This window comes from Pikeienuella sp. (genome assembly GCF_046290545.1).
Taxonomy (GTDB): domain Bacteria; phylum Pseudomonadota; class Alphaproteobacteria; order Rhodobacterales; family Rhodobacteraceae; genus Pikeienuella.
Genome location: NZ_JBKAGV010000011.1, coordinates 158158 through 169769, shown reverse-complemented (window position 1 = coordinate 169769; position 11612 = coordinate 158158). Strand labels below are relative to the sequence as shown.

The 11612-nt window shown below is 70.6% G+C and carries 10 protein-coding genes and 1 pseudogene; 7 read left to right on the top strand and 4 right to left on the bottom strand.

What is annotated here, in order from left to right:
* Positions 1-101 precede the first annotated feature (101 nt).
* Positions 102-1154: pseudogene (locus ACE37J_RS10240) on the bottom strand (sulfatase-like hydrolase/transferase); the annotation flags it as partial.
* Between the two features lie 63 nt (positions 1155-1217).
* Between ACE37J_RS10240 and ACE37J_RS10235 the strand changes: the two are divergent.
* From ACE37J_RS10235 to ACE37J_RS10225, 3 genes are all read left to right on the top strand, one after another.
* Positions 1218-2264 carry a zinc-binding dehydrogenase gene (locus ACE37J_RS10235; RefSeq protein WP_409710961.1) on the top strand — a complete coding sequence of 349 codons (1047 nt, stop codon included), beginning with the start codon at positions 1218-1220 and terminating at the stop codon, positions 2262-2264.
* A 125-nt stretch (positions 2265-2389) separates the two neighbouring features.
* Entirely contained in the window at positions 2390-3685 is a 1296-nt protein-coding gene (glyA, locus tag ACE37J_RS10230; protein ID WP_409710959.1) for a serine hydroxymethyltransferase, read from the top strand.
* Positions 3686-3687: 2 nt separating this feature from the next.
* Positions 3688-4647 (top strand): alpha/beta fold hydrolase, encoded by a 960-nt coding sequence (locus tag ACE37J_RS10225; protein ID WP_409710957.1) that lies wholly within the window; start codon positions 3688-3690, stop codon positions 4645-4647.
* A 6-nt stretch (positions 4648-4653) separates the two neighbouring features.
* Here ACE37J_RS10225 and ACE37J_RS10220 read toward each other — a convergent pair whose 3' ends face one another.
* Positions 4654-4776: a hypothetical protein gene (locus ACE37J_RS10220; protein WP_409710955.1), complete on the bottom strand. Its 123-nt coding sequence runs from the start codon at positions 4774-4776 to the stop codon at positions 4654-4656.
* Between the two features lie 195 nt (positions 4777-4971).
* Here ACE37J_RS10220 and nrdR point away from each other — a divergent pair, with 195 nt between their 5' ends.
* Positions 4972-5439: a transcriptional regulator NrdR gene (nrdR, locus tag ACE37J_RS10215; protein ID WP_409710953.1), complete on the top strand. Its 468-nt coding sequence runs from the start codon at positions 4972-4974 to the stop codon at positions 5437-5439.
* A 1-nt stretch (position 5440) separates the two neighbouring features.
* Positions 5441-6523, top strand: a complete 1083-nt coding sequence (gene ribD, locus ACE37J_RS10210; RefSeq protein ID WP_409710951.1) for a bifunctional diaminohydroxyphosphoribosylaminopyrimidine deaminase/5-amino-6-(5-phosphoribosylamino)uracil reductase RibD — start codon at positions 5441-5443, stop codon at positions 6521-6523.
* Between the two features lie 13 nt (positions 6524-6536).
* Here the strand turns inward: ribD and ACE37J_RS10205 are convergent, their stop codons facing one another.
* Together ACE37J_RS10205 and ACE37J_RS10200 are read right to left on the bottom strand one after the other, a co-directional pair.
* Positions 6537-8354 carry a capsular polysaccharide biosynthesis protein gene (locus tag ACE37J_RS10205; protein ID WP_409710971.1) on the bottom strand — a complete coding sequence of 606 codons (1818 nt, stop codon included), beginning with the start codon at positions 8352-8354 and terminating at the stop codon, positions 6537-6539.
* A gap of 110 nt (positions 8355-8464) precedes the next feature.
* Complete coding sequence (locus ACE37J_RS10200; RefSeq protein ID WP_409710949.1) at positions 8465-9604, bottom strand: polysaccharide biosynthesis/export family protein; 1140 nt, start codon at positions 9602-9604, stop codon at positions 8465-8467.
* 133 nt (positions 9605-9737) lie between these two features.
* On the opposite strand from ACE37J_RS10200, the gene cbiB reads away from it, so the two are divergent.
* Positions 9738-10640, top strand: coding sequence for an adenosylcobinamide-phosphate synthase CbiB (gene cbiB, locus ACE37J_RS10195; RefSeq protein WP_409710947.1), 903 nt, complete (start codon positions 9738-9740; stop codon positions 10638-10640).
* Between the two features lie 50 nt (positions 10641-10690).
* On the top strand, positions 10691-11605 hold the full coding sequence (locus tag ACE37J_RS10190) for a DUF808 domain-containing protein (RefSeq protein WP_409710945.1): 915 nt from the start codon (positions 10691-10693) through the stop codon (positions 11603-11605).
* Positions 11606-11612 lie beyond the last annotated feature (7 nt).

The window sequence follows — 11612 nt, the reverse complement described above, 5'->3', positions numbered from 1 at the left end:
CATCCGTGAAGCGTTTCTTGGGCATCTGGGCATTCCTCCGTTTCCAGATTCATGCCCGAAAAATCGCAATCGGTCCGGACCAGTTCTCCGGGTCAGGACCCGGAGGGCTCGTGGAAGAGGTCCTTCTCGCCCAACCAATGGTCGCCAAGGTAATCGCCGTGGTCCGATGTCAGGACGATCAGCGTGTCTTCGAGATCTCCGGTCGCGGCGAGATGGGCGACGAGCCGGCCGATCTGGTCATCCGCCTGCTTTACGAGGCCCATATAGGCGGGGATCACCGCCTCGCGCACCTCGTCCCGGCTGAAGGTTCGGCCGATCAGGTTGTCCATGAAGGCGGCGTAGACCGGATGCGGGTCCTGCCGCTCCCGCGCGTCGCGCTTCGCGGGGAGGACGTGTTCGGGGCCGTACATGTCGTTGTAAGGGGCGGGGACGATGTAGGGCCAGTGGGGCTTGATGTACGAGAGATGCATCAGCCAGGGCGCGCCGCCCCGCTTCGCATCCACGAACTCGATGGCGCGGTCGGTGAGCCAGGGCGTCTCCGAATCCTCCTCGTGGACATGGGCGGGGAGGGGCGCGTTCTTCATCAGCCAGCCGGAAGCCATCATGCCGGCCTCGTCCACGCCCGCATTCGCATAGTCGTGCCAGGGGTTCGGCCCCTCATAGCCGCGGGCGCGGAGAAATTCGTTATAGGGCGAGCGCTTCACGTCATAGAAGCCGGCGGGGCCCTGGCCGTAGAGGCCGTCCTCCCGCACCCACGCGTCGAAGCCGCATTCGGCCACGCGGGCGCCGATCACGCTCTCGGGCGCGAGGCCGAGGCGGGCCATCCCCTCCGCATCCGCGCGCATATGCGTCTTGCCGACGAGCCAGCTCTCGACCCCGATCTTCCTCAGGTGATCGCCGATCGTCATCTCCCCGACCTTGAGGGGGAAATTGTTCCAGGCGGCGCCGTGGGAATGGACGTAGCGGCCGGTATAGGCCGACATCCGCGCCGCGCCGCAGACGGGGGACTGGACATAGGCGCGGGTGAAGCGGACGCCGCGGGCTGCCAGCCCGTCGATATGGGGCGTCTGAAGATGCGGGTGGCCGTAGCAGGAGAGGTAGTCGAACCTCAGCTGGTCGAACATGATGAAGAGGATATTCTTCGCCCGCGCCATCGCCGCCCCCCCGCTTTTCGCGGCAGGATAGGCGCCGGGCCGGGAAAGGAAAGGGAGCGCGACATGGGCGAGACGATGCGGGGCGTCCTCCTCACCGGCCATGGCGGGCCGGAGATGCTCGAATGGCGGGAGGACCTGCCGAAACCCGCGCCGAAGCGGGGCGAGGTTCTGGTGCGGGTGCGGGCGGCGGCGGTGAACAACACCGACATAAACACCCGCGTCGGCTGGTACTCCCGCTCCGGCGCGCCGGGGCAGGATGGCGGCTGGACCGGCGCACCGCTCCGCTTTCCGCGCATCCAGGGGATCGACGCCTGCGGCGTGATCGAGGCCGCGGGCGAGGGCGTGCCGGAGGGCCGGATCGGGGAGCGGGTTCTGGTCGAGCCCTGCCTGCGCGAGGCCGGCGGCGAGGCGCTGACCTCCCCGCTGTTCCTTGGCTCGGAGGTGGACGGGGCCTTCGCCGACTATCTCTGCGTTGCATCGCGCCACGCCCATGCGGTGACCTCTCCGCTTTCGAACGAGGCGCTGGCCTCCTTTCCCTGCTCCTGGTCGACGGCGGAGAACCTACTGACACGGGCGCGCGTTACGTCTTCTGATATCGTGCTCGTCACCGGCGCCTCGGGAGGCGTCGGCGCGGCGGCGGTCAGCCTCGCGAAGGCGCGCGGGGCGCGGGTCTTGGCCGTTACCAGCGCGGCGAAGGCGGAAGGGGTGCTTGGCCTCGGAGCGGAGCGGGCGCTCCTGCGGGAGGAGGGACCGCTCGGCGGGCTCGGGGCGAATGAAGCCGATGTTGTGGTCGATCTTGTAGGCGGCAAGGAGTGGCCTCGCCTTCTCGACGTTTTGCGGCCCGGCGGGCGGCTCGCCGTTTCAGGCGCCGTCGCGGGGCCGCTCGTCGAGCTCGATCTCCGCACGCTCTATCTGAAGGACCTGAGCCTCTTCGGCTGCACGGCGCTCGACGACGGCGTCTTCGCCGCGCTGGTGCGGCGGATCGAGGCGGGGGAGGCGCGCCCCGTCGTCGCGGAGACGTTTCCGCTGCAGGAGATCGGAGCGGCGCAGGCGCGGTTCAGCGAGGGGCGGCATGTGGGCAAGATCGCGCTCTCGGTCGCGGAGGAGTAGTTTGCGCGGGATGCTGGCCCGATTGTCGCGCCCATGCCCCGGAGCGGCGAAATCCGCGGGACAATCGCGCCCCGCCGCGCTAAATGCCCCCGCAACGCCGCCAGAGGACGCCGAGGAGACGACAGATGGACGCCGCAACCCGCGATCAGGGCTTCTTCACCGAACCGCTTTCCAGCCGCGACCCGGAGATCGCCGCGGCGATGCGGGCGGAACTGACGCGCCAGCGCGACGAAATCGAACTCATCGCCTCGGAAAACATCGTCTCCCGCGCCGTGATGGAGGCGCAGGGCTCCGTCGCGACCAACAAGTATGCGGAAGGCTATCCGGGCCGGCGCTACTACGGCGGCTGTCAGCATGTGGACGTGATGGAGGAACTCGCCATCGCGCGGGCCAAGGCGCTCTTTAACTGCCGCTTCGCCAACGTTCAGCCGAATTCCGGGTCCCAGGCGAACCAGGCGGTGTTCCTTGCTCTCATGCAGCCGGGCGACACGTTCATGGGCATGGACCTGTCGGCGGGCGGGCACCTGACGCACGGCGCGAAGGTCAATGTCTCCGGCAAGTGGTTCAACGCGGTGCACTACGGCGTGCGGCGGCAGGACAGCCTTCTCGACTATGACGCGATGGCGAAGCTGGCGGAGGAGACGAAGCCGAAGCTCATCATCGCCGGCGGCTCCGCCATTCCGCGGCAGATCGACTTCGCGAAATTCCGCGAGGTGGCGGATTCGGTCGGCGCGAAGCTGCTGGTGGACATGGCGCATTTTGCGGGGCTCGTGGCCGGCGGCCAGCATCCGAACCCGCTGGACTACGCGGACGTCGCCACGACGACGACGCACAAGACGCTGCGCGGGCCGCGCGGCGGCATGATCCTGACGAATGACGAGGACCTGGCGAAGAAGTTCAACTCCGCCGTCTTCCCCGGGATGCAGGGCGGCCCGCTGATGCATGTGATCGCGGGCAAGGCTGTCGCCTTCGCGGAGGCGCTCCGGCCCGAATTCCGCGCCTACCAGGCGGCGGTGGTCGCGAACGCGAAGGCGCTGGCGGACCAGCTGATGAAGGGCGGGCTCGACATCGTGACGGGCGGGACGGACACGCATGTCATGCTCGTCGACCTCCGGCCCAAGGGCGTCACTGGCGTCGCGACGGAGAAGGCGCTCGGGCGGGCGCACATCACCTGCAACAAGAACGGCATCCCCTTCGACCCGGAGAAGCCGATGGTGACTTCGGGCGTCCGGCTCGGCACGCCCGCGGCGACGACGCGCGGCTTCGGCGAGGCGGAGTTTCGGCAGGTCGCCGACCTCATCGTCGAGGTGGTGGACGGGCTGGCGAAGAACGGGGAGGAGGGGAACGGCGCGGTCGAGGCGGCGGTGAAGGCCAAGGTCACGGCGCTGACGGCGAGGTTCCCGATCTACGACCTGCTCTGACGATGCGGCGACTCGCGCGATGGCTCGGGCGGGCGCTGCTCATCGGGCTCGCCGCTCTCGGCCTATGGCTGGCGACGGTTCCGACGCCCGATACAGACCGGGCGGTGGTCGAGGCGAAATACGCCGTACCGGGGGGCGGGCGCTTCATAGAGCATGAGGGCGCGCGGATACACTGGCGCGAGGCCGGCTGCGCCGACTGCCCGCCGCTCCTCCTCCTCCACGGGCTCGGCGCCAGCGTCCACGCCTGGCTGCCGCTGGAGGCGGAGCTCGGCGAACGATTCCGGCTGATCTCCCTCGACTTCCCGGCGCACGGCTTCTCCCTCCCCCGGCCGGACGACGATTATTCGAACGACGCGCTGGTTGAGGCGGCGGCCGCCGTCGCACGGGAGGCCGGGCTGACGCGGTTCGGGCTCGTCGGTCATTCGCTGGGCGGGATGGTCGCATGGCGCTACGCGGCGGCGCGGCCAGAGGAGGTTTCCGGTCTTTTCCTCATCGCCCCGGCGGGAGAGGCGCAGCCGGATGCGCGGGCGCCCGGCGCCCTCTCCCGCCTCGCGCGCTGGGCGATCCATGGCGAGGCGACGATCTGGCTCGCGGAACGGCTGACGCCGCGCTGGTTCATCGAGGAAAGCCTGAAGGGCTCGGTCGGCGACCCGGCGCTGGCGACGCCGGAGGCTGTGGACCGCTATTGGGAGATGGTGCGCCAGCCCGGGAACAGGCGGGCGCAGATCGTCTGGGCGAAGAGTCCGCGTTCGCAGCTTCGGCTTCCATCGGACGTGAAGGCGGAGACGGTCGTCATCTGGGGCGGGGCGGACCGGCTCCTGCCGCCTGAAAGGGCGGAGACCTTCGCGGCGGCGATACCCGGCGCGCGGGCGGTGATCCTGCCAGGCCTCGGCCACCTGCCTATGGAGGAAGCCCCGGGGCGCGTAGCGGATGAGGTCGAGGGGTTAATGGCGGGGCGCTGAGGCGGCTCAGCGCCGCCTCGACATGAGCCGGGCGGGCGTGAAACCGGCGGCGCCGAGAGCGACGAGGGCGGCGATCAGGCCGGGGGTCAGGCCGGGGGTCAGGCCGGGGGTCAGGTTCGCGCCGTTCATGATGTTCTCCCTCGTCATGGTGAACAGATGCGGCGCGCGCGGCGCCGCCGAAACCGGCGCGCGCAGTTTCGTGATCCCGCACCGCGGCGGCGTGATCGGCTGAAACCTCCCATATCTGGCGCCGGGGCGCGCCCCCTACCCTTCCTCTCGCGGCTCTCCTATAAGGGTCGGACGGCGGAGGTAGGGGAAAACAACATGCGCTGCCCGTTCTGCGGAGACACCGAGACGCAGGTGAAGGACAGCCGGCCTGCGGAGGATCATGTCGCCATCCGGCGGCGGCGGTTCTGCCCGGCCTGCGGCGGGCGCTTCACCACCTATGAGCGGGTCCAGCTGCGCGACCTCACCGTGCTGAAGAAGAACGGACGTCGCGAGGAGTTCGACCGGGACAAGCTCGCCCGCTCCATCCGCATCGCGCTGCAGAAGCGCCCCATCGCGGCGGACCGGGTGGACCAGATGATTTCCGGCATCGTCCGCCGGCTCGAAAGCCTGGGCGACAGTGACGTGCGCTCGGACACGATCGGGGAGATCGTGATGGAGAGCCTCGCGCGGATCGACACGGTCGCCTATGTCCGCTTCGCCAGCGTCTACAAGAATTTCCAGGAAGCCGACGACTTCGAGGAATTCGTCGCGGAGCTTCGCCCGCCGGCCCCCAAAGAGGAATAGGATGGCCGCCTTCTCGGAGGCGGATCGCCGCTGGATGGCGGCGGCCCTCGCCGTCGCGAAGCGGGGGCTCGGGCGGGTCTGGCCGAACCCGGCGGTCGGCTGCGTGATCGTCTCGGACGGTCGGCTCGTCGGGCGGGGCTGGACGCAGCCGGGCGGGCGGCCCCATGCGGAAGTGATGGCGCTGGCCGGGGCGGGCGCGGCGGCGCGGGGGGCGACGGCCTATGTGAGCCTCGAGCCTTGCGCCCATCACGGCCGCACCCCGCCCTGTGCGGATGCGCTGGCGTCTGCGGGAATCACCCGCGTCGTCGCGCCTATGGAAGATCCGGACCCGCGGGTTTCCGGCCGCGGTTTCGCACGCCTGCGCGAGGCGGGCCTTGCGGTCGATATCGGGCTGATGGCGACGGAGGGGGAGGCGGCGAATGCCGGGTTCCTCATGCGCCAGCGCGCCGGGCGGCCGCGCGTGACGCTGAAGCTCGCTGCGACGCTGGACGGCCGCATCGCGACGGCGAGCGGAGAGAGCCGGTGGATCAGCGGGCCCGAGGCGCGGGCGCGCGCCCATCTGCTCCGCGCGACGCATGACGCGATTCTCGTCGGCTCCGGCACGGCGCGGGCGGATGACCCGGCGCTCGACGTGCGGCTGCCGGGACTGGAGGGGCGGACGCCGCAGCGCGTGGTTCTGGACGTCGATCTTTCGCTGCCGTCCACCCTCCGGCTCGCGAGGGGTGCGCCGCCCGCCTGGCGGCTTTGCGCCGCGCCGGGGTCGGCGGAATGGGGCGAGGCGATCCCGGTCGGGCGCGGGGCGGATGGGCGGCTAGATCTTTTCGCCGCGCTCCGCGCTCTAGGCGAGCGAGGGGTGACGCGACTTCTCTGCGAGGGCGGCGGGCGGCTCGCCGCCGCGCTCGTCCGCGCCGGTCTGGCGGACGAGATCGTCTGGGTTTCCGCCGGCGCGTTGATCGGGGCCGAAGGGGCGCCGGCGCTCGGCCCGCTTGCGCTCACCGCGCTCGCGGATGCGCCGCGCTACAGGCTGGCCGGGGAGATGCGGGCGGGGGGCGACATCGTCTCGCACTGGCTGCCAGTGGGCTGAGGCCGTCCAAGCGCTATCGCCAGATCGGGGCCCAGGTGGCGAGGAGGCCCTGCGCCTTGGACAGAAGCCGCCCCGCCCCCTTCGCCGCCCCGGCCCCCGCCGCGAGCCGCTCCACGATCACCTCCGGCGGGCATGGGAGGCCGGTGAGCGGATCGCGGTAGAGCGGGTACTCGACGAGCGTGGCATGTACGAGGCGCGCGAGCGTCGGCCGCGCGCGACGGCGAACGGGTATCTCCCCCCGATCCTCCGTCAGCCCCCAACCCGCATAGAAGGGCGCGCCAAGCGTGACGACACGGCGACCGCGCAAGAGCGCCTCGAAGCCGAAGAGGGAGGTGATCGTCCAGACTTCGTCCGCCCAGTCGATGGCGGCGGCGGCGGAGACGCCGCGCGCGACGGCGTCGGCCAGCGCCTCCGCCCCTCCGCCGGGGCGGAGCCCGGCCTCGACATCGGGATGCGGCTTGTAGAGCAGGAAGGCGCCGGGCCGCGCCGCCCGCGCCGCCGCGAGGAGCGCCGCGTCGCTCCGCACTGCGCAGGCGCCGAGGAGGATCGAAGCGTCGTCCGCCACCTGCCCGACGACGAGGACGGCGCGCCGCCCTTTCGGCGCGGGCGGCGGCATCGCGCCGTGGAGGTTGTATTTCGTGACGCCGGAGGCGGCGATCAACGCCAGGAGCCGCCCGCCGCGCGCTTCCGCCTCCGGGTCGGCGGGGGCGGAAGCGATGAGGCGTTCGAGCCGGCTCTCGCGCGACGGGTCATAGTAGATCCCGAGATCGTCGAGCGCGAGCGAGAGCGGCGGGGCGAGGGCGGCGCCAAGACCGGAGGAGCGGAGGAACCCGTCCTCGATCCGGGCGTCGCCCTCCCCCTGAGGCGCGACGGAGGCCCAGACGATGCGCCGTTCCCCCTTCCGCGCCTTTCCGAAGCGGACGGGATAGGGAGCGAACATGCGTGCGACATGGCCCCGCTTCCAGAGCCGTACGGCTTCGAGAGCGGCGCCGCCCTTCGTCATCCGGTCATGCCGGCGAAGCGCGTCGAGCGCCTCCAGCGTCGCCTCGAAGGTCGAGAGGCCGCCGCGCCACGGATCAAAATAGAGCGGATAAGCGAGCCAGGCCGCCGCAAAGATCTCTTCCGCCGAACGCTCTTCGGCGCGGCGCGGATGCGGCGCCTCATCGTGCGTCGCGCCCCACCCGGCATAAAAGGGATGCCCGAAACAGCGGACGGGAACGCCCGCCAGCATCGCCTCCGCTCCGAGTTGGGAAGAGACGACGTAGACGGCGCGCGCGCCCTCGATCTCGTCCCACGGGTTGACGGGCGCCCGGCGCGCGCCGGGCTCGGCTTCGAGGTGACCGGGCTTTCTCCCGACAAGGGTCTCAGGGTGGAGGCGCACGAGGATCTCCGCCCCCGGATGCTCCGCCCGCGCCGCCGCGAGCATCCGCGCGAAGGCCTCCGGCCCGGCGCCGGCGCCTTCGATCGAGGCGTCGCCGAGCGTCTGGTCGACGACGAGGACATGACCTCGAGGCAGCGCCTCCGCATCCGGCGAGTCGTTGAATTTAGAGAGACGGAGCGCGCGGAGCCTGGCGATTCCGGCGCGGGCGCGCGTGATGTCCCCCCCGCCTTCGGCGATCATCGCCTCGAGGCGGGAGGGGCGTGCGGCGTCATGGTGAACGCCGAGATCGTCGATGAGGAGGCTCAGGATGGGGCCGGAGCGGCCGGGCCGGACGGAGCGGAGGAAACCGTCCTCCAGCGTGAGTAGCGGCGCGCCCGAGCGTTGCGCCGCTGCGATCCCGCGCCGCGCAGCCGTGCTCCGGCCCCAGACGGCGACTGCATCATGCGGCAGAAAGCCGGGTCGCGGCCGCCAGCCCGCCGCAGCGAGCGCCGTGCGGAGCGCGCCGTCCCTCAGGAACGAAAGGGACCAGAGGCCGAGGCGGCCCTGCGTCGCTCCGGTTCTCAGGGAATGACGCGCGCCGTCGAAGCGGCGGCGCCCGTGAACCCGACCAAGGAAGCGACGGAGCCGGCGATCTTCTGGAAGCGGGCGAACGGCGCGTCAGTGACATAGAGGACATCGCCGTCACGCATCAGCATCTGATCGGCAAGGAACATGCCCGAGCCTTCGGAAAGATCCAGCAGATAGGCGATGTTCCGCGTCCCGTCGGCCCGCGCGTTGGCGGAGACGCGCGTCGCGATTTCCGGCGGCTCCACCCGGAAGATGAAGACGCCTGACGGGTCGGAGACGTTGCCCTGAAGCCCGCCGACGAGGGATATTGCGTCGAGCACCGAGACGTCCCGCGTCGGGAAGGGCACCCGGGTCTGGCCGACGGCGCCGAGAGAGCGGAAGAACCGGCGATCCCGATTGAGGAAGATGACGTCGCCGGCGCGCACGGGCACATCATACTGGGGGTTCTCGAAGAGATCGGTCATCCAGATCGAACCTTCGACCGGACCGCGCCGCACGATGACCCGGATCACCTCCGTGTCCGGAACGGAGAAGCCGGTCTTCGCCAGAAGCGAAAGGAGCGAGCGCGTGGTGCGCTCGATCGGCACGACGCCGGCGACGCCGGCGGTGCCCGTTATGGTGATGGACTTCGAATCACCCGTCTGCCGCGCAACCTCAACCTGCGGGTCCAGCGTCTTGTCCGCCAGAAGCCCGATGATGTGCCGCCGAAGCCCGTCCGCCGTGCGGCCGGAGGCCGAAACGGGGCCAAGATACGGGATGTAGATGTTCCCGCTCTCCTCGATCTCTGTCACAAGGTTGGTCGCCCCGCCGATCGGTGAGAAGAGGCCGTTCTCCCCCCGCTCCCAGACCGTGACCTGAAGTACGTCGCCGACGCCGAGTATCGCCGTCTTCTCCGGCTGCGCCTCGATCAGGTCGAGCGAGAAGCCCAGCGGCTCGGCCACATTGGCGGCCTCCACGATCCCGGACGTGACGCGCACGAGATCGAAGCCGGGGTCGACGCCGTCATTCCGCTCCTGAGAGTAGCGCAGGTCCTCGAAATAGGGGCCGGAACGGGGCAGGCCGCAGGCGGCGAGCGTAAGGACGGCCGCGCCAAACATGACGGCGCGCGCGGCGCCCTGAACCCGATCCCGCATCGGCACTGTCCCTCTTCGTCTGTCCCTCGCGCCGCGTTCTCCGCAGCTTGCGCCGGACGCTAACGCATTCCGTCGCAACGCGCCAGACGAAGAGGGGCTTGACTGCGCGCAGCCGGAGCGCGACCGAAGGCGCATGGTTCTTCTTTTCTCACTCCTCCTCGACGCCCTGATGGGCGACCCCAAGCCGCTGTGGCGGCGCATACCCCATCCTGTCGTTGTCTTCGGGCGGGTTATCTCCACGCTGGACGGCGCGCTCAACACCAGCGGCTTCCGGAAAGAGAAGGGCGCGGCGGCGATCCTTCTCCTGGCAGGCCTCGCTGCGGGCGTCGGCGCCCTGATAGAGGCGGCGCCGTTGGAGCCGTTGCCCCAGGTTCTGGCCGCCGCTGTGCTTCTGGCGCAGAAGAGCCTCGTCGACCATGTCTCCGCCGTCGCCGCCGGGCTCCGACAGTCGCTCGCGGAAGGCCGGGCGGCGGCGGGGGAGATCGTCGGGCGCGATCTCGAAGCAGGGGACGAGGCGGCGGTGGCGCGCGCCGCGGTGGAGAGCGCGGCGGAGAACTTCTCCGACGGTCTCGTCGCCCCGGTCTTCTGGTTCGCGCTCCTCGGTCTGCCGGGACTCTTCGCCTACAAGATGGTGAACACCGCCGATTCGATGATCGGCCACAGGACGGAACGGCATGAGCGCTTCGGCTGGGCCGCGGCGCGGCTCGACGACCTCCTGAACCTTGCCCCGGCGCGGCTCTCCGCGCTTCTCATCGCGCTCGCCGCGCTTTCCCCTCGCGCCGCGCTCGTCGCGCTGCGGGACGGGCGGCGGCATCGCTCGCCCAATGCGGGCTGGCCGGAGGCGGCGATGGCGGGCGCGCTCGGCCTCGCGGTCTCGGGCCCGCGCGCCTATCACGGGAAGATGACGGACCAGCCGTGGATCAATCCGGAGGGGCGGCGCGAGGCCGGGCCGGCGGATATCGACGCCGCGGTCGCGCTCCTGTGGAAAGCCTGGGGGATCGTGCTCCTCGCCGCCGCCGTCGCCGCGCTGGCCTGACCTGACCGCTTGCGGTAGGAGATGATGCGCCGCAACACGGGAGCCCGGAGATGAGCGGACTTCTCGCCCTCCTTGACGACGTCGCCGCCATCGCAAAGCTGGCCGCCGCGCAGGCCGACGATGTCAGCGCGATGACGGCGAAGGCCGGGGCGAAGGCCGCGGGCGTCGTGATCGACGATGCGGCCGTGACGCCGAAATACGTCACGGGCCTCCCCGCCGCGCGGGAGATTCCGATCGTCTGGAAGATCGCGAAGGGCTCGCTCTTCAACAAGATCGGCGTCCTCGTCCCCGCTGCGCTTGTGCTCGACGCCTTTGCGCCCTTCCTCCTGACGCCTCTCCTGATGGTCGGCGGGGTCTATCTCTGCTTCGAGGGCGCGGAGAAGATATGGCATGCGCTCCACCCCCATCCCGAGAGCCATGCACAGGAGGCGGAGACGCTGGACGCCGCGCATCTCGAGGAGACGCGGGTCAAGGGGGCGATCAAGACCGACTTCATCCTCTCGGCGGAGATCACGGCGATCTCCCTCGCCGCGATCGGAGATGCGCCGTTCCTTGTCACCGCCGCCACGCTCGTCGCGGTTTCGGTCGCCATCACGGCGGCGGTTTACGGCGCCGTCGCGCTGCTGGTGAAGGCGGACGATTTCGGGCTCCGGCTGGCGCGCGGCTCGCTCGGGGCGACGCGGGCTCTCGGGCGCGGGATCGTGCTCGGGATGCCCTACGTCCTCTCCGTCATCGCGACTGTGGGGACGGCCGCGATGCTCTGGGTCGGCGGCTCGATCCTCGTCCACGGCGCGCATGAACTGGGGCTCCATGCGCCCTATGAGCTGATCCAACATGCGGCGGAGGCGGTCGGATCCGTTGCGGGCGGGGCGGCGGAATGGGCGGTGACGGCGGGGCTCGACGGGATCGTCGGGCTTCTGGTCGGCCTGGGCGCCGTGAAGATCGTCTCCGCCGCGACACGCTGAGGAGCTT

Excerpts from the sequence above, each read along its gene's own strand:
- glyA (WP_409710959.1), top strand. The coding sequence starts at position 2,390 with ATGGACGCCGCAACCCGCGATCAGGGCTTCTTCACCGAACCGCTTTCC.
- cbiB (WP_409710947.1), top strand. The coding sequence starts at position 9,738 with ATGGTTCTTCTTTTCTCACTCCTCCTCGACGCCCTGATGGGCGACCCC.
- ribD (WP_409710951.1), top strand. The coding sequence starts at position 5,441 with ATGGCCGCCTTCTCGGAGGCGGATCGCCGCTGGATGGCGGCGGCCCTC.
- ACE37J_RS10235 (WP_409710961.1), top strand. The coding sequence starts at position 1,218 with ATGGGCGAGACGATGCGGGGCGTCCTCCTCACCGGCCATGGCGGGCCG.
- ACE37J_RS10190 (WP_409710945.1), top strand. The coding sequence starts at position 10,691 with ATGAGCGGACTTCTCGCCCTCCTTGACGACGTCGCCGCCATCGCAAAG.
- ACE37J_RS10225 (WP_409710957.1), top strand. The coding sequence starts at position 3,688 with ATGCGGCGACTCGCGCGATGGCTCGGGCGGGCGCTGCTCATCGGGCTC.
- ACE37J_RS10200 (WP_409710949.1), bottom strand. The coding sequence starts at position 9,604 with ATGCGGGATCGGGTTCAGGGCGCCGCGCGCGCCGTCATGTTTGGCGCG.
- ACE37J_RS10220 (WP_409710955.1), bottom strand. The coding sequence starts at position 4,776 with ATGAACGGCGCGAACCTGACCCCCGGCCTGACCCCCGGCCTGACCCCC.
- nrdR (WP_409710953.1), top strand. The coding sequence starts at position 4,972 with ATGCGCTGCCCGTTCTGCGGAGACACCGAGACGCAGGTGAAGGACAGC.